Origin of the sequence: Vibrio palustris (assembly GCF_024346995.1) — a bacterium.
In the GTDB taxonomy this organism is placed as follows: Bacteria; Pseudomonadota; Gammaproteobacteria; order Enterobacterales; family Vibrionaceae; genus Vibrio; species Vibrio palustris.
This window is the reverse complement of the sequence record NZ_AP024887.1, coordinates 1772671-1793741: the sequence shown is the minus strand read 5'-3', so window position 1 is coordinate 1793741 and position 21071 is coordinate 1772671. Positions and strand designations below refer to the sequence as shown.

Here is a 21071-nt window from a genome sequence, read left to right as displayed (position 1 = left end):
AATCCACTTTGAAAGGGGTGACTTATGCCAAAACACAAGAGTGAATATGAAACACTGATGGAAAATGTCGTGGAGTCATTGAAAAAAAGCCCCACAGAGCTGCATCATGTAATCGAAACATCCAAGGACGTGCTGCATGCGGCGAGCGACATGACAAAAGATGAATTAGCTTTATGGTCGGCTTATGTTGAGTCGGATCTTAAAGAATTTGCAGAAGCATTTGAAGAGAGTAAAAGCGGACCATTTTATTTAACTATTACGAATTCCATTTGGCAAGGCCTGATGGATATTACCGATAAAACCAAGATCGAGTGGTTAGAGCTGACTCATGAGTTGGAAAAACGTGGGCTTTATCAAACCGGGGATATGATCAGTTTAGGGGTATTAGTGTGTGAAAAGTGCGGGCAGCGTACTGAGTACACCCATCCATCGACAGTGATTTCTTGTACCGCTTGCGGTAATGATGCGTTTCATCGCCAGTCGATAAAAAGCTAGAAACAATGATAGCCATCAATGTGCAACATTGATGGCTATCATTAACACATAAGCAGTAAAGCGTGGAAATTATGCTTCGGCTGTTGTCTCTACTGACTGCTTGCGGCGGCGCCATGCCCAAATCAAACTTATCAAGACCCAGCTATACAGCGGCCATGAGCCCCAGATATAGTAAGGAGTTTCACCTTCGGTAGGGTGGATGGTTGCGGTGAGTACGCCTGTCTCAAATTGTGGCAGCTCGTGAGTAATCTGGCCAAGGTAATTGGTGATTGCTGTGACGCCATTATTGGTCGAGCGAATCAGCGGCTTACCAAGCTCTAAAGCACGCATTTGGGCGATTTGCATATGTTGTAATGGCCCAATTGAATGGCCAAACCATGCATCATTAGATAGGGTTAATAAAAAGTCGGTTGTATCATCAACATTGGCTCTGACTTGATCACCAAAAATAATCTCGTAACACAGCGCTGGTGCGAAAGAAAATCCGTTCGCAATGACATTGGGCTGAACGTATGGTCCTGCCGAGAATGACGACATAGGCAGATTAAATAACGGCGCTAGCGGACGGAGAATACTTTCAAAAGGGACGAATTCACCAAATGGCAGTAGATGGTGCTTATGATAACGCGCATCAATATCATAGTGGTAACCATCACTTGGGGTTTTACCGAGTGTAAGAATACTATTATAAAAACGTTTTTGGTCATCATAATTGATCACGCCAGTGATGATGCTGCTGCCTTTTATATTGGCGGCGTGGTCTAAGTTACCAAGAAAAGTACGAACATCACGCTCGACTGCGGGAATAGCAGCTTCAGGCCAAATGATGACGTCGGCGTCCCAGTTTTCACGGGAGAGATCGACATATTTATTGATGGTTGGCCAACGGTGATCAGGTTGCCATTTTAACGCTTGATCGATATTACCTTGGACCAGGGCGACTTTGGCCGCTCGGTCGCTATCAGGGGTAACCCAATGTGCTGATTTTAAACCATAACCAGCGGCGAATATAACAACGGTGATCAGAGCATATTGCCACGATCTTCGCAGCCAAGCACTGGCTAACGCAGCGGCACAAACCATCAGTAATAGACTCAGCAATTCGACGCCACCGACGGGCGCGAAATAGGCCAGTGGGCTATCGATTTGGCTATATCCAAGGGATAACCATGGAAAACCAGTAAACACCCAGCCACGTAGCCACTCAGAGACTAGCCAGAGTGCGGGAGCGGCAAGAAATAAACGAGTATGATGGCGGCGAGCAAAGAATCGGTTGAGCGCCCAACTAAATAATGCGGGGTATAACGCAAGATAAGCGGCCAATAAACCTGTCAGTATGAAGCCCGCGATAGGGGGCATCCCACCAAAGGTGTCAATGCTGACATGGACCCAACTTACTCCAGTACCAAATTGCCCTAACCCCCAAAAGAAACCCATCCAACCGGCTTGCTTAGGCGTCGTCTTATTGAGTAAGAGCAGAAGTAAGCAAGGACTAATGAGCGCGAAAAGCCACATATGGAATGGAGCGAAGGCTAGCGTGGTGCTAGCGCCGATAACAGCGGCCATGATAGGCCGCTTAAGGTGATGAAGACTTATTTTTATCATCTGAAATTGCTCTAGGCTCGATTAAAAGCGCAGGTTAGATTACTCTTCAGTCGATTCTGGTTGAGGCGAACTATCAGGAATCGTGACATGGATTTGTATCACGCGGCGATTGTCCGCCGAAGTTACTTTAAAGCTATAGTGCTCTATTTCGACGACTTCTCCTCGGCTTGGTAAGTGACCAAATGCCGTGGTAACCAGTCCACCGACCGTATCTACTTCGTCATCATTGAAGTTTGCGCCAAAGGCTTCATTAAAATCTTCAATGGTCGTCAGTGCGTTGACAGCGTAGGTATGCTTGCTTAGTTTACGGATCTCTTGCTGTTCTTCGTCATCGAATTCATCTTCGATATCGCCAACAATTTCTTCCAAGACATCTTCAATCGTGACCAAACCAGATACACCACCAAACTCATCTACGACAATCGCCATGTGATAACGTTCCTCTTGAAACTCTTTTAAGAGGCGATCAACACGTTTACTCTCCGGTACAACAACCGCAGGACGAATGACTTCTTCGATATTAAATGGTGAGCAGTTAGAGCCTAAGTATTTGAGTAAGTCCTTCGCGAGCAGCAGGCCTTCGACATGATCTTTGTCTTCGCTGATAACTGGGTAGCGTGAGTGTTGCGCATCAGTAATTAATGCAACAATGTTGTCCAGAATTTCGTGACGCTCTACGGTCACCATCTGGGAGCGAGGAATCATAATGTCCCGCACACGCATATCAGAAATCTGCATGACGCCTTCAAGCATTCCGCGTGTATCATGATCAATGAGATCATTAAGCTCGGAATCTCGAATGACATCGACCAGTTCTTGCCTATCTTTCGGGTCACCCTGAAAAAGTTGGCCTAAACGCTCAAAGAAGGACTTTCTACTCGGACCTTCAGAACTCTGCGAGTTATCTTCGTTCATTGTTTCTCTGTTAACTAATGCTATCAGACGTGTGATAGCTCACATAATACTCCCGCGCTATTCAGGGAGTGACGCTTTTTCGATGGCATACGGATCATCAAACCCCATATGCTGCATAATATCAGTTTCGAGAGACTCCATGATTTCGGCTTCATCGTCTTCGATATGGTCATAACCTAGCAGATGTAGACTACCGTGTACAACCATATGCGCCCAGTGTGCGTCCAGAGTAGTATTTTGCTCTTTGGCTTCACGCTCAACGACTTGTCGACAAATAACCAGATCACCTAATAAATCAATATCAAAACCTGGAGGAGCGTCAAAGGGAAAAGACAACACATTGGTCGATTTGTCTTTTCCACGGTAGTCCAAATTTAGCTGGTGGCTTTCTGCTTCATCCACGATGCGAATTGTGACTTCAGCTTGTTCTCGAAAACGGCTGACCGCTTGTGTTAACCAACGAGCGTAGTGCTCCTCGCTAGGTAAGTGCTCTGCATTGTCGCACGCAATCTGTAAGTCTAATTCAATGCTCATGATTGATCGGATTCCTTTAATGCAGCGCGCATAACTTCAATTTCCGCTTTTTGTGTTTCAAGACGTTTCTCTTCACGCTCTTCGCGGCGGCGCTGTTCAAATTCTTTACGCTCTTTTTGATCTTCTGCTTCCCATTTTTCGTAGGCATTAACAATGCGTGCGACGACTGGGTGGCGTACGACATCGTCGGCTTGGAAAAAGTTGAAACTGATGTCTTCAACATTATTAAGCACTTGAATGGCATGACGTAGACCCGAGCGTGCCCCACGAGGCAAGTCAATTTGAGTAACATCACCGGTGATAATGGCGCGAGAATTAAAGCCAATACGGGTTAGGAACATTTTCATTTGTTCAACCGTCGTATTTTGACTTTCATCAAGGATGACAAACGCGTCATTAAGGGTACGGCCACGCATGTAGGCAAGCGGGGCAATTTCAATCACGTTGCGTTCAATGAGTTTTTCTACTCGCTCAAAGCCCAGCATTTCAAATAGCGCGTCGTAAAGTGGACGTAAGTAAGGGTCAACTTTTTGACTGAGGTCGCCGGGTAAGAAACCGAGTTTTTCGCCCGCTTCAACCGCAGGACGAGTGAGCAAGATACGACGAACTTCTTGACGCTCTAAGGCATCAACCGCTGCCGCAACCGCTAAATAGGTTTTACCGGTGCCCGCAGGGCCAATACCAAAGTTAATATCATGCGTGACCATATTCATCAAATACGCCGCTTGGTTAGGTGTGCGCGGTTTGATGATGCCTTTTTTGGTCTTAATCACGACTTCTTTGCCGTAATTGATCGACGCATCGGTGATTTCTGGGTTTTGCTCTAAGACACCCGATTCTTTAATGGCAAGATGAATTTGATCCGGTTCAATATCGGGAATGTTGCCACGAACGGGCGCGGTATCGACATAGAGTGTTTTGAGAATATCTAATGCCGCCTCAGAGGTATGAGGTTTACCGACGATGGTGAAAAGGTTATTACGATGATTGATTTCAACCCCTAAACGTCTTTCGATTTGTTTGATGTTGTCATCGAAAGGTCCGCATAGGCTGGCTAGACGTTGATTATCTGCTGGTTCAAGATTGCTTTCTACGGTTACTGTTTTATTGCTCAAATTAGCCTCTCATTGTGTCATGGGAAAGGGCCCGATTACGACCGGGCACCTAATGACAATTTATACGAGCTTATGGAGTAAAAGTCGATACCCCTAGCTCATCTTCGCGACGTGTCTTCGCTTTCATCTCTGATGGAGAGACAATGCTACGAAGACCCATTTCTTTTTCAGTACGGATTAATTCACCACGTAGTGAGTTGGTGAAGACATCGACGATTTTCACGTCGACAAATTGTCCGATAAGATCTGCCGATCCTTCAAAGTTAACCACACGGTTATTTTCAGTACGACCACGCAGTTCCATCAAGTTCTTTTTCGATGGACCTTCAACCAAAATACGCTGTTCTGTGTCCATCATGAGACGAGAGTAGCGCATGGCTTGCGTATTGATTTGCTGTTGCAACTCTTGTAAGCGAGCTTTTTTCTCTTCTTCCGATACATCACATGGATAGTCGGCAGCTGGCGTACCAGGACGCGCTGAGAAAATGAAGCTAAAGCTCATATCAAAATCGACATCACGAATGATTTTCATGGTGTCTTGGAAATCTTTATCCGATTCCCCTGGGAAGCCGACAATAAAGTCTGAGCTGATTTGAATATCAGGACGCGCTTTACGTAGCTTACGAATGATCGATTTATATTCAAGACCAGTGTGCGGACGCTTCATCATGGTTAAGATGCGATCGCTACCACTTTGTACCGGTAGATGTAAAAAGCTCACGAGTTCAGGCGTGTCTTTATACACTTCAATGATGTCATCACCGAATTCAAGTGGGTGGCTCGTGGTAAAGCGAATACGATCGATACCATCAATGGATGCCACTAAACGGAGCAATTCAGCAAATGAGCAAATTTCACCGTCGTGCATTGGTCCACGGTACGCGTTAACGTTTTGACCCAGTAGGTTAACTTCACGTACGCCTTGTTCTGCCAGTTGAGCGATTTCAAATAAGACATCGTCCATCGGACGGCTGACTTCTTCGCCGCGCGTGTAAGGTACTACGCAGTAAGTACAGTATTTAGAACACCCTTCCATGATAGAAACGAACGCTGTTGCGCCTTCGGCACGTGGCTCTGGCAGGCGGTCGAATTTTTCGATTTCTGGAAAAGAAATGTCCATCACAGGCGCTGAGTCACCTTGCGACTGTTTGATCATTTGTGGCAAACGGTGCAGGGTTTGCGGGCCAAAAATAACGTCTACATAGGGCGCACGTTGTCGAATGTGATCGCCTTCTTGCGTTGCAACACAACCACCTACACCGATCACAACACCAGGTTTTTTGTCTTTTAAGTTCTTCCAGCGACCAAGCTGGTGAAAGACTTTTTCCTGTGCCTTTTCACGAATGGAGCAGGTATTTAGTAGTAGGACGTCTGCTTCCGCTGGGTCTTCTGTTAACTCATAGCCATTTGCCGCGTTCATCAGATCCGCCATCTTTGACGAATCGTATTCGTTCATCTGGCAGCCCCAGGTTTTTATTAGCAGTTTCTTACTCATCTCACTTCCGCTCGTTTAATAGTTCATCTGTTTAATATACCTAAGCTACCTTTATGCAGTATAGCTGGGCAAAGAAGCTTAGGTATGGTGTGTTGTCTTACCAGCCTAGCTTTAGTAAGCGGCGTATTGTACTTCTTTAAAAAGGCACTGACTAGTCATGAAGTAAAATCTCTTATGCACCTTGCTATTCATAGCTTTTAGCCACAAATTGAGTGTGGGAAAATAACAAAATAAGTCGCAAAATTTATCCGTAGACGTACAATAGAAATGTCACAATAACCGGCAAGAAAGTAGCATATGAAAAAGTTTGATGTGGCGGTCATCGGCGGAGGAATGGTCGGTGCTGCAGTGGCGTTAGGATGGGCTCAGCAAGGCCGTCGTGTAGCACTTGTTGAAGGTGTACCCGCGGCTCCGTTTGCAAAAGAGCAGCCTATGGATGTGCGAATTTCAGCCATTTCGCAAAACTCGGTGGCCTTATTAGCCTCACTTGGCGCTTGGGATGCAATCAAAGCGATGCGTGTGTGTCCATATCGTGGGTTAGAAACATGGGAGCAGCCGCATTGTCGTACGCGCTTTCACAGTGATGATCTCGGTTTATCTGAACTGGGGTTTATGGTGGAAAACCGCGTCATTCAATTAGGGTTATGGGAACAGTTTGCCCCGCTGCAAGCATCCGGGCACTTGAGTGTATACTGTCCAGACACCTTAACTCGTATGGCAATGAATGCGCAATCTGATGGACGAGAGCTTTATTTGGATTCAGGAGAGGTGATTTCTGCGCAGTGGGTCATCGGTGCTGATGGAGCCAACTCGCGTGTGCGTGCCGCTGCTGGTATAGGCGTTACCGCTTGGGATTATCGCCAAGATTGCATGTTGATCAATGTCGAGACTGCAGAGCCGCAGCAAGATATTACTTGGCAGCAATTTTTCCCCTCAGGGCCACGTTCCTTACTGCCACTGAGTGGCCACCAAGCTTCATTAGTTTGGTATGACAGTCCATCACGTATTCGCCAGTTGAGCAATATGACCGCACATCAACTCGGTGATGAAATCATGACTCATTTTCCCGCTGAGGTAGGCGAGGTCACCGTCTTGAATCATGGCAGCTTCCCACTGACTCGTCGTCATGCGCAGAGTTATGTGAAAAATCGTTGTGTGTTGGTTGGGGATTCGGCGCATACCATTAACCCTTTGGCTGGTCAGGGGGTCAATCTTGGCTTTAAAGATGTCGCGGTATTATTAGAGCAAACACAAGGGCTGCATGAGTTAACGCAAAGTGCTTTACTTAGTTATGAGCGACGTCGTCGTCCGGATAACTTGTTAATGCAATCAGGGATGGATTTCTTTTATAAAACCTTTAGTAACTCTCTGCCACCGCTAAAGTTCGCGCGTAATGCGATGCTTAAAGTAGCGGAGCATAGTGGCCCCATTAAAAAAAATCTCCTTAGGTATGCGCTCGGATTGTAAGTATGAGTTAGCGAGGGCTGAGCATTCATCCTAATAATCAAAAAAAAACGCTGCCACTGGCAGCGTTTTTATTCAAACGTAAACTAATTATTTGGTGACGCGTAGTACTGGCGTTTCACCGACAACAACTGAACCAGCAAGCTTGTTCAGTTCTTTGATTTCGTCCATGTTTGAGATAACAACAGGCGTTAGTGTTGATTTTGCTTTTTCTTGTAGAACTGCAAGATCAAATTCGATAACGGTGTCGCCAGCTTTCACACTTTGGCCTTCTTCTGCGATACGTGTAAAGCCTTCGCCTTTCAGTTCCACTGTATCGATACCGAAGTGAACAAATAGCTCAACACCGTCGTCAGACTCAATTGAGAATGCGTGGTTCGTTTCAAAGATCTTACCGATAGTACCGTTCACAGGAGCAACCATCTTGTCGCCTGATGGTTTGATTGCGATACCGTCGCCAACAATTTTTTCAGCGAACACGACGTCTGGCACGTCTTCGATGTTTACGATTTCTCCAGAAAGCGGTGCGATGATTTCAATTGCACCTGCGTCAGCGCTGTCGTCAGAGACCAGCTTTTTAAGTTTGTCAAACAGACCCATTGTGTCATGCTCCTAACGTTTTAAAAATAAGTGTCTATCGGAGTATAGTATACCAGTGAAAGACATTAGACGAATACTTTTGATCATCTAATGTCTTGGTATCACTTCAATTATTTTGAGTTTTCTTCGATAAATTGCTGAACGCATTCATCGATTTCAGCTGCAGTTGCTAGTGAAAGCGCTTTATCAGCCATGGCTTTTACATCTGCAAAGTTAGTATTACGAATGACTTTCTTCACTTTCGGGATAGAAATACCACTCATAGAGAACTCGTCTAGACCCATACCAAGTAGAAGTAGAGTTGCACGTTCATCACCTGCAAGTTCACCACACATACCCGTCCATTTGCCTTCATCATGAGACGCATCAATCACCTGTTTGATAACGTTTAATACCGCAGGTGATAGTGGGTTATATAGGTGTGAAATCATTTCGTTACCACGGTCAACCGCCAGTGTGTACTGGGTTAAGTCGTTAGTACCGATTGAGAAGAATGACACTTCTTTTGCAAGGTGGTGTGCAATTGCAGCCGCAGCAGGAGTCTCGACCATCACACCGATTTCGATGCCTTCGTCAAATGCATAACCTTCACTACGCAATTCTGATTTGTATTCTTCTAATGCCGTTTTCAACTCGCGAATTTCTTCAACCGAGATGATCATTGGGAACATTATGCGTAGTTTGCCGTGTGCAGACGCACGTAGAATACCACGTAGCTGAGCGCGCAAAATTTCACGGCGATCTAAGCTGATACGAATCGCACGCCAACCCAAGAACGGGTTCAGTTCTTTTGGCAAGTCCATGTACGGAAGGTCTTTATCACCGCCAATATCCATAGTACGAATGATGACAGAGTGACCTGACATGCTTTCAGCGACTTCTTTGTATGCTTCGTATTGCTCTTGTTCTGTTGGAAGAGAAGAGCGATCCATAAACAAGAATTCAGTACGGTACAAACCAACGCCTTCACCGCCGTTACGCTCGATACCTGCACAGTCTTTAACCGTTCCGATATTGCCGCATAGTTCAACTGTGTGTCCGTCAGTGGTTTCTGCCGGTAAGTCTTTTAATTTCGCCAATTCTTCTTTTTCTGCCAAGAAGTCTTGTTGTGCTTGTTTGGCTTGTGCTAGCTGCTCATCTGTCGGATTAACGATGATTTGATTATTAATGGCATCTAGAACCAGCATATCACCAGATTTTACCGTTGAGGTAATGTCGTTTGTGCCGACAACCGCTGGTAGCTCAAGCGAACGCGCCATGATTGAGGTATGTGAAGTACGACCACCGATATCACATGCAAAACCAAGAACGTAATCAAGATTGATTTGTGCTGTTTCTGATGGCGTTAAATCGTAAGCAACCACGATGACTTCTTCATTGACTTCGCTTAGCGAAACAATGTTGATACCCAGTGCGTTTTTCACAAAACGGTTACCGATATCACGAATATCACTGGCACGTTCTTTTAGGTATTCGTCATCTAACGATTCTAACGCTGCTGCTTGCTCTTCAATCACGGTGTAGATCGCGTTATCAGCATGCATTTTGTCGTCTTTGATTAGGGCGATGATTTCTTCTTCTAGCTCTTCATCTTCCAGTAGCATGATGTGGCCTTCAAAGATCGCTTCTTTTTCTTCACCGAATGTTTCAAGCGCTTTTTGTTTAACGATATCTAATTGTTGCGCTGATTTATTACGAGCGTCATAAAAACGCTGAACTTCTGATTCTACTTGGTCGTCAGAAATGGTGTGAGTATTGAGGACAATGTCATCTTCTTGAAGTAGTAATGCTTTACCAATAGCAATACCAGGAGATGCTAGGATGCCTGAAATCATAGCCTTACCTTAAACTGGTGATACGTAAATTTGATATGTCTGCATATTTTCTGTTTCGTGAAAATATGGAGTAGTATGTTCATAAAAGCCACCCCAAAAATGAGGTGGCTTTTTAAATGGTGTGCTGCAACTTAGTGCAATTCATCCATTAGTGCAACAAGGTGATCAACGGCTTCTTGAGCCTGAGCGCCTTCTGCAGAGATAGTCACTACTGTGCCTTTTACTAGGCCAAGCGTTTGTAGCTTGAATAGGCTTTTCGCGCTAGCACTTTTACCGTTTGATGATACGGTAATGTCTGCGTCAAACGCTTTTGCTTCTTTAACGAACTGCGCTGCTGGACGAGTGTGAAGACCATTTTCAGCAGTGATTTCTACTTGCTTCTCGTACATGTGATATACCCCGGTTACATTATTTTTTTGTATGAGTGTTAACCTGACTAGCTTACCTTGATAGTGAAGAATGTGCTAGCAACAGCTGCACGCAAAACCATCAAATGTCGTCGATTACTGTAAATGCTAACGTTATAGGTGGTAGTCATTTACATAACACTGTTATTTCACTTCTTTATTTTGAAGCGGAAAATAAAACAGCCCCGATATTACCAAAGGGTGAAGCATAATCAACAAAAAAGCCCCATAGTGGGGCTTTTTTCAGTGAAAATTTGATTTCGATACGTATTATTCGCCGTTTTCTTTTTCAGAGAAAATTCCTGCAAACAATGCGGTAGAGAGGTAACGCTCCCCTGAGCTTGGTAAGATAGTAACGATAGTTTTATCTTTATATTCAGGTAGTTCAGCTAGTCTATTGGCGGCTACAACCGCTGCGCCGGAGGAAATGCCGGCTAAAATACCTTCTTCTTCCATCAGGCGTCTTGCCATGGCAATCGCATCATCGGAAGGAATCGTTTCCACTCGGTCAATTAATTCTAAATCTAAGTTTGCAGGAATAAAACCTGCGCCAATACCCTGAATCTTATGAGGGCCAGGTTTAATTTCTTCACCTGCCATTGCTTGTGTAATCACTGGCGATTCAGACGGTTCGACGGCTACTGAGGTAATGGTTTTACCTTGTGCTTTTAAGTAGCGAGAAGTGCCGGTCAGCGTACCACCTGTGCCTACACCTGCCACAAATACGTCAACATCACCATCTGTTGCATCCCAAATCTCAGGCCCCGTTGTTTTTTCATGAATCGCGGGATTTGCAGCATTATCAAACTGTTGCAACATCAAATATTGCTCTGGGTTGCTTGCCACAATTTCTTCAGCTTTGGCAATTGCGGCTTTCATACCGCCAGCCGCTGGTGTGAGTTCTAGTTTGGCGCCAAGTGCTTTGAGTAATTTGCGACGTTCTAAACTCATGGATTCAGGCATCGTCAATGTCAGTGAGTAACCACGTGCAGCGGCGACAAATGCGAGAGCGATACCAGTATTACCACTGGTTGGCTCAACCAGCTCAATACCGGCTTTCAATTTGCCCTGTTGCTCCGCGTCCCAAATCATGTTGGCTCCAATACGACATTTGACACTGAAGCTTGGGTTACGTGACTCGACTTTGACGAGTACATTGCCTTTGCTGACTTTGTTCAAACGTACCAGTGGCGTTTGACCAATGGTAAGGGAGTTATCTTCGTAGATTTTACTCATAATGACGATCCTTCATTTCACATGGTTATGTGCTTTGTCTGTTGAAGTGAATATGGCACTAGGATAGGCACTTCAACAGGGGTGTAAAAAGATTTAAAAGTTATATGATATACAGGATGTTTGCATGGTTCGACCCTGCTATACCATAGGTTTATTTTTATATTGATGACGAAATTCATTCACCCACATATCGGTCGCGCCACACACTGCGATGGGAACCACAAATATATTGATGATAGGTAGCGTGGTGAGCAGGGAAACAATCATGCCGAAAGTATAGGCTTTCCCTTGTTTTTGTTTCATGCTCATACGCATAGCATTGAAATCTACTTTATGATTATCAAAAGGATAATCACAATACTGAATGGCAAGTGTCCACGATGTAAATAAAAACCAAGCAATAGGGCCGACGGTTTGACCAATGGCCGGTATAACCAGCAAAATTAGCAACCCGATAGTTTTGGGTAAAATATACATAAGTTTGCGCCATTCTCGCGCCATGATACGCGGTACATCCTTGATGATATCAAGAACGCCCTCATCATTGAGAGGTTGGCCAGTCAGTTTGAGTTCGACTTTTTCTGCCAATAGCCCGTTGAACGGTGCGGCAATGAAATTAGCGATAGTCGAGAAAAAATAGGAAAAAGTGGCTAAGATCGTAATAACAAGCAAAGGCCATAAAAGATAAGAAAGCCAAGAAAGGAAATCAGGAATATAAGACATCCATTGGTCTATCCAGCCTCCAAGGTGTTTAAATAGAAAGTACAGTGAGCCACCTAACAGGATTAGGTTAGCCAAGAGAGGCAAGATAACGAAGCGACGAATACCCGGGGAGAAAGCGATTTCAATACCGTGAAAAAAATAGCCAATACCAGTGCGTTGTTTTGTTTCCATTGCGGTCTTCCGAAGATGAATTGAACGAGTGTAAAGTGAGATTGTATTGTATATCAGTCGTTGAGTCATAAAACCACGATAAAAATGGCGTTTTCATGGGAACTTCTTACATTAAGTTGTTCTAAATGGGGTAAGAGTTTTGGTAGAGTAGGTGTTATCAACTGACAAGCCTAATCTTGCTCAACAACGTTCAAATACAGGCACTAAGCTCAGAACCCAAAATCGAGAAACTGAGAGTTAAAAATGCAGGAATTGCGAACCGTACTCATCTTTGTCGGCGTGCTAGCGATAGCAGCGTTATTATTTCATGGTCTTTGGACGTCAAAAAAAGAAGGAAAATCCAAATTTGGAGAGCGCCCTTTAGGTAAAATTGATGTCGAGGAAGACAGTGAAGCGTCGCAGGTAAATACCGACTCTGCGCCTCAAGATGATGAAGCGAAAGACACGCTATTCTCTTCCAAAGCAGGGGAAGAGGAGATTGACCCTCTGATATCAAGTCAGCCTTATGTGGATGATTTGCCCTCAGATGTGCCGCCGGTTGCAATGGAACCTGAAGCGATGTCAGAAGAAAAGCTTGAGGTTTCACCTGACGAGCATATGCCCGCGTGGGATGAAAATACCCGTATTGATCAATTGGCAACAACGGAAGAACCCGAAACTCAGACAGCTGAGCCGACGCAAGCTGCTGATGATGGTATGCCAGAAGTACTGGTACTGAATGTCCATTGTGCGGGTACTGAGCCGTTTGTCGGCACGCGTTTATTTGATAGCATGCAACAAAATGGCCTGTTGTATGGTGAAATGAACATTTTTCATCGCCATGCGGACCTCTCAGGAACAGGTAAGGTATTATTTAGCGTGGCTAACATGATGCAACCTGGTACTTTAGAGCATGATGACCCTGATACCTTTACGACGAAGGGGATTTCTTTCTTCATGACGTTACCGTGCTTTGGTGATCCTGAACAAAACTTTAAGTTGATGTTGAAAACAGCCCAACAGATTGCGGATGATATGGGTGGAAACGTGTTAGATGATGGTCGTAACTTAATGACTCCTAATCGTTTAGAGCAATATCGTCAACAGATTAAACATTTTAAACACAATAACGCATAAGCCTAAATCTGAAGTTAAGGCTCCTTTCATGGAGCCTTTTTTCATTCATTCGAGAGAATAATCACGATGCAGACTGTCGAAAAGCGACTAGAAGAATTACGTCAATCCCTGAATTATCACGCAGTGCGATATTATGTAGAAGATGCCCCCAGCATTCCAGATGCTGATTATGACCGCATGATGCGTGAGTTATTGGATATTGAAGCTGAGCATCCAGAGTTGATTACCGCTGATTCGCCGAGTCAACGTGTGGGTGGGCAACCTCTCGAGGGCTTTGAATCCGTTGCTCATGACATTCCGATGTTATCACTTGATAATGTATTTGATGATGAGGAACTCGATCGTTTTTTCCAACGTATTGCTGACCGGCTTCCTGCGGCAAAAGGTGCGAAGATATGTTGTGAGCCTAAGTTAGATGGTTTAGCGGTCAGTTTGTTATATGAGAATGGACGTTTAGTCAGAGCCGCAACACGTGGTGACGGCGCAACAGGGGAGAATATTACGGAGAATGTCCGGACGATTAAATCCATTCCTTTGATGTTGTCGGGAGAAGGATGGCCGGAGCGTATTGAAGTCCGTGGTGAAGTCTTTATGCCTAAAGCCGGCTTTGAGCAATTAAACGCATTAGCGGACAAACGCGGTGAAAAACGTTTTGTTAACCCACGTAACGCGGCGGCAGGCAGTCTGCGCCAATTAGATTCACGTATCGCTGCTAAGCGCCCCTTGGCCTTTTATGCATATAGCGTCGGAGTGATTGAAGGCGGTGAATTGGTGGATAGCCACTATGAGCGTTTTTTACAGCTCAAAGGTTGGGGGTTGCCAATGAGCCCAGAAACGAAACGCGTGGATTCGATAGACGAAGTAAAAGCTTTTTATCAAGATATCATGGCACGTCGTCCACAGCTCTCTTATGAAATTGATGGCGTGGTACTTAAAATCGATGATATTGCGTTACAGCAAACACTCGGCTTTGTGGCTCGTGCTCCGCGTTGGGCGATAGCGTATAAATTTCCAGCCCAAGAAGAAACGACGTTACTGAATGATGTGGAGTTTCAGGTTGGGCGTACTGGCGCCATTACTCCTGTCGCTAAGCTAGAACCTGTGTTTGTTGGCGGGGTGACAGTGAGCAATGCGACCTTACACAATGCCGATGAAATCGCGCGCCTAGGCGTTATGATTGGTGATACGGTCATTATTCGCCGCGCAGGAGATGTGATTCCACAAATTGTGTCTGTGGTTTTAGAGCGTCGCTCTGAAAATGCGCAAGCCATTACGCTGCCAAAAAACTGTCCTGTATGTCAGTCTAAAGTTGAACGGGTTGAAGGTGAAGCGGTGGCGCGCTGTACTGGCGGTTTGGTATGTCCAGCACAGCGCAAAGAGGCGCTAAAACATTTTGTCTCACGTAAAGCCTTAGATGTTGATGGGCTTGGTGATAAAGTCATTGAGCAGCTCGTGGATAAAGAGATGGTCCAAACACCAGCCGATTTGTTTACGTTGTCTGCGGGGCGTTTGACGGTGTTAGAGCGTATGGGACCAAAATCTGCACAAAATGTGATTAATGCGCTGGATGTCGCGAAGTCGACAACCCTGCCTCGCTTTTTATATTCTTTAGGTATTCGTGAAGTAGGTGAAGCTACCGCTCTTAACTTGTCATTGCATTTTAAAACGTTACCTGCAGTCATGGCGGCAACCGTAGAGCAGCTGGTGGAAGTTCAAGATGTGGGGAACATTGTTGCTTCTCATGTGCATACTTTCTTTGAACAAGAAAATAACCAAGAGGTTATCAGTCAATTACAAGCACTTGGCGTACATTGGGATGATATCGATACCAATGAGAAGGGCGATGCGCCGCAACCGTTAGCCGATAAAACGGTGGTATTGACTGGCAGCTTATCGCAATTAACCCGAGATGAGGCAAAGGCAGCGTTGCAATCCTTGGGCGCAAAAGTCACGGGAAGCGTGTCGAAGAAAACCGATATTTTATTTGCCGGAGAAGCGGCCGGTTCGAAGCTTGCTAAAGCGCAAGAGTTGGGGATTGAAGTACGCTCAGAACAAGATTTGATCAATTTAATGAATTAAGCTAACCCATCGATGTGCGCCCGAGAGGGCGCACAGATGATTATCGGAGTCAGAGTATGATCACTATTAGTGAGGTTGCGCAGCGTACAGGATTAACGACGAAATCGATTCGTCTTTATGAAGAAAAGGGGCTGATTGAGCGGCCATCACGTTCTGATAGCGGTTATCGACTATATCACTCACAGCATGTGGCGGACTTACTGCTGATTGCACGTTGTAAGCGAGTCGGATTTAGTCTGGACGAATGCAAGCATATGGTGATGCTTGCTAATGACCCTCACCGGCAAAGCCGCTCGGTTAGAGAGCAGGCGTTAGAAAAACAGCAACAAGTCGCGAGTAAAATTGCTGAGTTGCAAGCGATTCATCAGCAATTAACGGCGTGGATTCAAGCGTGCCCTGGTGATGAGAAAAGCCGTTGTCCGATCATCGAAGACCTAAAAAATAACTCATAGTTTTACTCTATTGTTGGTGACGAAAAAAAAGCCCTAACGGGCTTTTTTTTCGCTGAGTTCACCTTGAAAGTGGACTAGTATAGACGTGAATACAACAGGCGACGATAACGACTCGCGAGTGGATTTCCTTGACCGAGGGCACTTAAAATATCCATAAAGGTCTTTTTCAGATCTCCCTCTAACGCATTGAGATCTTTTTGCAAAAAGCTCCATAGCAGTTGTAGTGCTTCTTCATCGCGAGCCACTTCGTGATAAGACGTTGCCAGTTTATTAGCAAGCTCGGCATCTTGCGGATTGTGTGCGTACGAGTCTTCTAATGCCTGTAACTCTGGGCTATTCGCTGCATTTTGATGCAGTTCAAGCTTGGCACATAACCCCGTATAATAGTTATCTTGGTATTCGAGTGGAATGGCCGAGAGCAGCGTTGCTGCTTGTTCAAATTGCCCAGATTCTAAGAAACAGTCAGCCATAGCTAATTTTATATCACCACGTTGTTGCCATTCTTCTGATAAAGCTTGCAGTAAACCTAGTGCTTGCGCATGTTGATTGTCTTGGACAAATTGCAGTGCTTGCTTAGCATCGCGTTCATCTTGACTTGGCAAGTGGCGAGTTAACATGGCTTCAATGGCATCTAACGGTTGTGGTCCGGCAAGGCCATCAACAGGTTGACCATTAACAAACATCGCAATGGTCGGTAATGCTTGAATTCCAAATTGACCCGCAATGGTTTGTTCTTCTTGGCAATTCAACATTGCCAGTTGGACAGCGCCTGCATATTTTTGAGCTAATTGCTGAATATGAGGCAGCAGCTCTTCACTTTCTTGGCTCATTGGTGCCCAGAAGTAGAAGAGGATCGGAGTAGTAGCAGAACTTTGAATCACTTCGTGAAAGTTCTGTTGATTAACTTGAATAACTTGAGGTGCTTGCATAACAAATCCTTATAACTCGGCGCATGCCCTATACATGGGGGGATGTATGTGGAAATTCAAGGGATTGGCAGTGAGCAAACTCAGGAAATGCGAACCTTGCTTCCTGTTGTGGCAGGAAGCAGCGGATTCGGTTAGCTTGGTCATCAGAAGGCGATGAATAATACGACAACGACGACGACACCAAGCCAATTAAATTGATTGAATGTCATAAACCGTACTCTGTAAGTGAATAAAAATTCTATCCACTATCCCTGTGGAACAAAGCTATTATGATGACAGTTTATGAACGCTTAATGACAATTCACATGTTAGGAGGCTTTTTGTACGATCTTATCGATCATTTTTCCAGGTAATAGTCTTTTAAGGATCGCAATGATCTTGGTTGGCCGGGTGATACGATAGCGTAGTTGCGGATTGGAAGACTCAAGAGCCTCTAATAGTGACGGTAAACATGCCTCTGCAGGCAAAGCTTGGGCACTTTTTGATTGCGTGCGAGATAAGCGGTCAATTTGTTGTTGATAAGCCGCATAATGCACACTCTTTTCTGGCGTCACCCAGCGCTGAAATGCCTGTAAACTATTGGCTCTAAATTGGGTTTCAATCGCTCCAGGCTCTAATAACACCACTTTAATACCTGTTTCTGCTAGTTCTAAGCGTAGGGTATCTGTCCAACCTTCGATGGCGAATTTTGAACTGTTATAGGCACCACGATAACTCATTGCCACAAATCCTAACACCGAGCTATTTTGTACAATACGAGCATCTTTAAACTGCCGAAAATGCGGAATGAGCGAGGTCGTTAATTGATGCCATCCAAAAAAATTCGTATCAAATTGTTCTCTCAGTGCCTGTGTCGGTAAATCTTCTAATGCTCCGGCCAAACCGTATGCCCCATTATTAAAAAGTGCATTAAGTCGTCCTGCGGTGAGTGTCAACGCTTGTTGTATACCTGCGTCAATGCTGTCTGGTTCAGCGAGATCGAGCTTAATACAGGTAAGCCCCTCTGCTTGTAAGCGCGCGACATCATCGGATTGTCGGCAGGAAGCAATCACTTCATAACCACGTTGCTTAAGCGCATGAGCGGCCATATAGCCAATACCCGTTGAGCAGCCTGTGATGAGTATAGAATGAGTCATCGTAATCTATGTCCTTGCTGGAGATCAGTGTGTGTGGTGAATTAAATGCTTCAGCGCAGGCTCAATACGGCAAAAGTGAAATTGGAAGCCAAGATCACTCAACTTTTTCGGTTTTGCTCTCAGACTATCGAGGAGCAATTCGGATGATTCACCCATCGCTAATTTGATAGCAAACGCCGGAGTGAACAAAATATGCGGTCGTTTGAGTGTGCGAGCTAGGCATTGGCTGAACACTTTGTTAGTCACAGGATGTGGAGCGGCCATATTAAACGGGCCACTAGCACGACCGTGTTCTAATAAATAGACAATAGCGCGCACCATATCAATCATGTGTATCCAAGGAAAGTATTGACGACCTCGTCCGATAGGTCCCCCAAGGCCCAATTGATAAGGAAGGAGCATTTTTTTCAGTGCCCCACCTTCTGAAGAAAGCACAACTCCGGTCCTTAACAAGCAGACACGCGTTTTATCACTCTGCGCCCTGAGAGCGATTTTTTCCCAATTTGAGCATACATAATGAGAAAAACCATTACTGTGGACTTCAACGGTTTCATCGATGATATCGTTTTGATGATCGCCATAATAGCCAACAGCGGATCCACTGATAAACGTATGAGGTGGGTGTTCGCTTGCTTGAATTAATGTGGTTATCTGCTGAGTAATGGCCCAACGACTGTCACAAATGCGGCGTTTTTGTCGCTTCGACCAGCGCTTATCAGCGATAGGTTCGCCCGCTAAATTGATGACGGCGTCAAACTCATCTAACGTTGTGAATTGCTCCAGGGATTGAATGAAGCGCAGTTTTCCTGAATGTATATGTGAAAGTTGTCGCTCGGCTTCATCTACATTGCGGGTTAATACGACTAAATGATGAGTCATGATGAGTTTCAGTAACTCTTTGCCAATCAGGCCCGTCCCTCCAGTGATGAGAATCTTCATTTCTACTCCCTTGCTTATATACGTATCAACGCATGTTACTTAAATGAAACCCTATAGAAATCATACTCTACTTATAAAGTTCTCGCTAAGAAACTGACATGATCTATGGATAAAAATGCGGTTTCAGTGTGACGGCATGATAAATAGCGGGTCAATAACAGCAATAGCAAAGGAGAATCGACAATAAACCTAAGAAGATTGCCGCGGCAGCGTAGAAAGAGAACGAGGTGCTCTTTCTACGTGCTATTGAGGATAGGTTTGGCGCGTTAGTTGCTGAATAAAATTTGCGAACCATGGCTTAAGCTGGTCAATAAGATGGTTTTATTGTTAATAATGTCAATTCGGCGACTTTGCTCGGCATCCATTTTGAAAAATTGCGTGATAAGTTTCACTTGTTCACTAGTAAAGTCACGGCTTTGGCTATTAGACACATCTTTAAATTGCTTAGGCGTGACTAACAAATAATTATCACTGACATCCCAATTGCCGGTTTCTGAGATATTAATTACGCTATCTGGCGTTGACTTTTTCCCCGCATATAGCGACATCACAGACACACGTAAGTAAGTACCGTTAGGTAAATACTTCATGTTTGATGTGACATCAACACGAGTCAGTGGACCTACGGTACGCTCCTTTTCTAAACGCGTAACGATATGAGCTTGCCATTCTCGTGAGGAGAGTAGTTGCTCAACCTTTAAATCGCTATCAAAATACAGCCAGGCTGAAAATGCATAGGACATAAACAGGATGAAAAATGCCAATTTTTTCGTCATTGAATTACACCTCTGGCTACTGACAGATTTGCGATAAATCGTGCTGGTTAGCCAAGATTTTAACCGTAAAATTGTGTGATGAATGTTTAGGCTGATGAATATAATTCAGTACTAACACATTGTCTTGCCCGCCTGTTGCGATCACTTCAACGGGCTTATATTCACCAGAATGGTTTTTACTATAGGTTTCGATACAGTGTTTGATCGAAGGTAACCAGGTAGTTAATTCCGGTTGATTGATTGGCGCGTTAATCGTGATATTGTCGATCGATGTAATGTGTCTAAGCTTTGCTTTAGTTGGGTTAACCCATACCAAGGCGCATATCGGTATAAGAATCGCGACAAGTAAAGCGATAGCAGAAAATATTCCAAAGCGTTTAGAGATTTTTTTATCTATTTTTTGCTCATCATGCTGGCGATTGACAGGCTCTTCGAGTTCTTGATGAACCGATTCGTTGATGTCGTCAATCATCGGTGTCACTTCTGATGTTGAATCGAGCTCTGTTTCAGCATCAACAGGGTGCGACTCCGGGATCGACACAATGTCATCCATTGGAGCGGCGCTTCTGGCCACCTCTTCATGAATATCAGAATGTTCAGATAACAGTGTCACAGTACAAATCAACTGGTAGCCACGCTTAGGTACTGTTTTTACGTACATTGGTGACTTTGTAGAATCGTGAAGATTCTTTCTCAGCGTTGAAATGGCTTGTGTTAAGCTTGAATCATCGACTTCAAACCCTTGCTCTCGCCAAACAAAGTCGTGTAGCTCGTTACGAGTGACAACTTCATTGGGACGTTGTGACAGCATTAGTAAGATACGGCTTTCGTTACTTCCCAGACGAACGATCTCGTCCTCGGCTTCTTTATCAACTAATGAGTTACTTGTCGGATCAAAGGTAAATCTATCTTCAAGAAGGAACTTTGGACCTATGCTACTCATCGATATCTTCTTTTATAAGTATTAGATTTTTTGACTTTTTATCCAGAGGGATAATCCATGTCAATGAGTTAATTATGAGTTAAGACTATAGCATTTTTTAGCTTCC

20 protein-coding genes are annotated in these 21071 nt (G+C 44.6%); 5 read left to right on the top strand and 15 right to left on the bottom strand.

The window, feature by feature from the left end; translation table 11 throughout:
* The first annotated feature begins 24 nt into the window (after nt 1-24).
* Nucleotides 25-495 carry a zinc ribbon-containing protein gene (locus OCU30_RS08425; RefSeq protein ID WP_077312228.1) on the top strand — a complete coding sequence of 157 codons (471 nt, stop codon included), beginning with the start codon at nt 25-27 and terminating at the stop codon, nt 493-495.
* A gap of 69 nt (nt 496-564) precedes the next feature.
* On the opposite strand, the gene lnt is transcribed toward OCU30_RS08425, so the two are convergent.
* The 5 genes from lnt to miaB all read right to left on the bottom strand — a co-directional run bounded on the left by lnt (nt 565) and on the right by miaB (nt 6159).
* Complete coding sequence (gene lnt / locus OCU30_RS08420) at nt 565-2100, bottom strand: apolipoprotein N-acyltransferase (protein ID WP_077312230.1); 1536 nt, start codon at nt 2098-2100, stop codon at nt 565-567.
* Between the two features lie 39 nt (nt 2101-2139).
* Nucleotides 2140-3015 carry a CNNM family magnesium/cobalt transport protein CorC gene (corC, locus tag OCU30_RS08415; protein WP_077312232.1) on the bottom strand — a complete coding sequence of 292 codons (876 nt, stop codon included), beginning with the start codon at nt 3013-3015 and terminating at the stop codon, nt 2140-2142.
* A 57-nt stretch (nt 3016-3072) separates the two neighbouring features.
* Nucleotides 3073-3549: an rRNA maturation RNase YbeY gene (gene ybeY, locus OCU30_RS08410; protein WP_077312234.1), complete on the bottom strand. Its 477-nt coding sequence runs from the start codon at nt 3547-3549 to the stop codon at nt 3073-3075.
* Nucleotides 3546-4664 carry a PhoH family protein gene (locus OCU30_RS08405; protein ID WP_077312236.1) on the bottom strand — a complete coding sequence of 373 codons (1119 nt, stop codon included), beginning with the start codon at nt 4662-4664 and terminating at the stop codon, nt 3546-3548. Before OCU30_RS08405 ends, ybeY begins: the two co-directional genes overlap by 4 nt.
* Nucleotides 4665-4734: 70 nt before the next feature.
* Nucleotides 4735-6159 carry a tRNA (N6-isopentenyl adenosine(37)-C2)-methylthiotransferase MiaB gene (gene miaB / locus OCU30_RS08400; protein WP_077312237.1) on the bottom strand — a complete coding sequence of 475 codons (1425 nt, stop codon included), beginning with the start codon at nt 6157-6159 and terminating at the stop codon, nt 4735-4737.
* A gap of 297 nt (nt 6160-6456) precedes the next feature.
* Between miaB and OCU30_RS08395 the strand changes: the two genes are divergently transcribed.
* Complete coding sequence (locus OCU30_RS08395; protein WP_077312239.1) at nt 6457-7626, top strand: 2-octaprenyl-3-methyl-6-methoxy-1,4-benzoquinol hydroxylase; 1170 nt, start codon at nt 6457-6459, stop codon at nt 7624-7626.
* A gap of 87 nt (nt 7627-7713) precedes the next feature.
* Here OCU30_RS08395 and crr read toward each other — a convergent pair whose 3' ends face one another.
* The 5 genes from crr to cysZ all read right to left on the bottom strand — a co-directional run bounded on the left by crr (nt 7714) and on the right by cysZ (nt 12595).
* Nucleotides 7714-8223, bottom strand: coding sequence for a PTS glucose transporter subunit IIA (gene crr, locus OCU30_RS08390; RefSeq protein ID WP_077312241.1), 510 nt, complete (start codon nt 8221-8223; stop codon nt 7714-7716).
* A gap of 110 nt (nt 8224-8333) precedes the next feature.
* A complete protein-coding gene (gene ptsI, locus OCU30_RS08385; RefSeq protein WP_077312243.1) occupies nt 8334-10058 on the bottom strand; it encodes a phosphoenolpyruvate-protein phosphotransferase PtsI in 1725 nt (574 codons plus the stop codon).
* A 131-nt stretch (nt 10059-10189) separates the two neighbouring features.
* On the bottom strand, nt 10190-10447 hold the full coding sequence (locus OCU30_RS08380; RefSeq protein ID WP_077312245.1) for an HPr family phosphocarrier protein: 258 nt from the start codon (nt 10445-10447) through the stop codon (nt 10190-10192).
* Between the two features lie 288 nt (nt 10448-10735).
* A complete protein-coding gene (cysK, locus tag OCU30_RS08375) occupies nt 10736-11701 on the bottom strand; it encodes a cysteine synthase A (RefSeq protein ID WP_077312247.1) in 966 nt (321 codons plus the stop codon).
* Nucleotides 11702-11839: 138 nt separating this feature from the next.
* Entirely contained in the window at nt 11840-12595 is a 756-nt protein-coding gene (gene cysZ / locus OCU30_RS08370) for a sulfate transporter CysZ (protein ID WP_077312249.1), read from the bottom strand.
* A 243-nt stretch (nt 12596-12838) separates the two neighbouring features.
* On the opposite strand from cysZ, the gene zipA reads away from it, so the two are divergent.
* From zipA to cueR, 3 genes are all read left to right on the top strand, one after another.
* Nucleotides 12839-13711: a cell division protein ZipA gene (zipA, locus tag OCU30_RS08365; RefSeq protein WP_077312251.1), complete on the top strand. Its 873-nt coding sequence runs from the start codon at nt 12839-12841 to the stop codon at nt 13709-13711.
* 66 nt (nt 13712-13777) lie between these two features.
* Nucleotides 13778-15790, top strand: a complete 2013-nt coding sequence (ligA, locus tag OCU30_RS08360; RefSeq protein ID WP_077312253.1) for an NAD-dependent DNA ligase LigA — start codon at nt 13778-13780, stop codon at nt 15788-15790.
* A gap of 59 nt (nt 15791-15849) precedes the next feature.
* Nucleotides 15850-16242 carry a Cu(I)-responsive transcriptional regulator gene (cueR, locus tag OCU30_RS08355; protein ID WP_077313629.1) on the top strand — a complete coding sequence of 131 codons (393 nt, stop codon included), beginning with the start codon at nt 15850-15852 and terminating at the stop codon, nt 16240-16242.
* Nucleotides 16243-16316: 74 nt separating this feature from the next.
* Here the strand turns inward: cueR and OCU30_RS08350 are convergent, their stop codons facing one another.
* From OCU30_RS08350 to OCU30_RS08330, 5 genes are all read right to left on the bottom strand, one after another.
* A complete protein-coding gene (locus tag OCU30_RS08350) occupies nt 16317-17171 on the bottom strand; it encodes a co-chaperone YbbN (RefSeq protein ID WP_077312255.1) in 855 nt (284 codons plus the stop codon).
* A 308-nt stretch (nt 17172-17479) separates the two neighbouring features.
* Entirely contained in the window at nt 17480-18307 is an 828-nt protein-coding gene (locus OCU30_RS08345; protein WP_077312257.1) for an SDR family oxidoreductase, read from the bottom strand.
* 24 nt (nt 18308-18331) lie between these two features.
* A complete protein-coding gene (locus OCU30_RS08340; protein ID WP_077312259.1) occupies nt 18332-19246 on the bottom strand; it encodes a TIGR01777 family oxidoreductase in 915 nt (304 codons plus the stop codon).
* Between the two features lie 266 nt (nt 19247-19512).
* Nucleotides 19513-20022, bottom strand: coding sequence for a regulatory protein ToxS (locus OCU30_RS08335; protein WP_077312261.1), 510 nt, complete (start codon nt 20020-20022; stop codon nt 19513-19515).
* Between the two features lie 16 nt (nt 20023-20038).
* A complete protein-coding gene (locus OCU30_RS08330; RefSeq protein WP_077312264.1) occupies nt 20039-20965 on the bottom strand; it encodes a transcriptional regulator in 927 nt (308 codons plus the stop codon).
* Between the last annotated feature and the right edge of the window lie 106 nt (nt 20966-21071).

Coding starts and splice junctions, on each gene's coding strand:
- OCU30_RS08425 (WP_077312228.1), top strand. CDS start 25: ATGCCAAAACACAAGAGTGAATATGAAACACTGATGGAAAATGTCGTG.
- lnt (WP_077312230.1), bottom strand. CDS start 2,100: ATGATAAAAATAAGTCTTCATCACCTTAAGCGGCCTATCATGGCCGCT.
- corC (WP_077312232.1), bottom strand. CDS start 3,015: ATGAACGAAGATAACTCGCAGAGTTCTGAAGGTCCGAGTAGAAAGTCC.
- ybeY (WP_077312234.1), bottom strand. CDS start 3,549: ATGAGCATTGAATTAGACTTACAGATTGCGTGCGACAATGCAGAGCAC.
- miaB (WP_077312237.1), bottom strand. CDS start 6,159: ATGAGTAAGAAACTGCTAATAAAAACCTGGGGCTGCCAGATGAACGAA.
- OCU30_RS08395 (WP_077312239.1), top strand. CDS start 6,457: ATGAAAAAGTTTGATGTGGCGGTCATCGGCGGAGGAATGGTCGGTGCT.
- crr (WP_077312241.1), bottom strand. CDS start 8,223: ATGGGTCTGTTTGACAAACTTAAAAAGCTGGTCTCTGACGACAGCGCT.
- ptsI (WP_077312243.1), bottom strand. CDS start 10,058: ATGATTTCAGGCATCCTAGCATCTCCTGGTATTGCTATTGGTAAAGCA.
- OCU30_RS08380 (WP_077312245.1), bottom strand. CDS start 10,447: ATGTACGAGAAGCAAGTAGAAATCACTGCTGAAAATGGTCTTCACACT.
- cysK (WP_077312247.1), bottom strand. CDS start 11,701: ATGAGTAAAATCTACGAAGATAACTCCCTTACCATTGGTCAAACGCCA.
- cysZ (WP_077312249.1), bottom strand. CDS start 12,595: ATGGAAACAAAACAACGCACTGGTATTGGCTATTTTTTTCACGGTATT.
- zipA (WP_077312251.1), top strand. CDS start 12,839: ATGCAGGAATTGCGAACCGTACTCATCTTTGTCGGCGTGCTAGCGATA.
- ligA (WP_077312253.1), top strand. CDS start 13,778: ATGCAGACTGTCGAAAAGCGACTAGAAGAATTACGTCAATCCCTGAAT.
- OCU30_RS08350 (WP_077312255.1), bottom strand. CDS start 17,171: ATGCAAGCACCTCAAGTTATTCAAGTTAATCAACAGAACTTTCACGAA.
- OCU30_RS08345 (WP_077312257.1), bottom strand. CDS start 18,307: ATGACTCATTCTATACTCATCACAGGCTGCTCAACGGGTATTGGCTAT.
- OCU30_RS08340 (WP_077312259.1), bottom strand. CDS start 19,246: ATGAAGATTCTCATCACTGGAGGGACGGGCCTGATTGGCAAAGAGTTA.
- OCU30_RS08335 (WP_077312261.1), bottom strand. CDS start 20,022: ATGACGAAAAAATTGGCATTTTTCATCCTGTTTATGTCCTATGCATTT.
- OCU30_RS08330 (WP_077312264.1), bottom strand. CDS start 20,965: ATGAGTAGCATAGGTCCAAAGTTCCTTCTTGAAGATAGATTTACCTTT.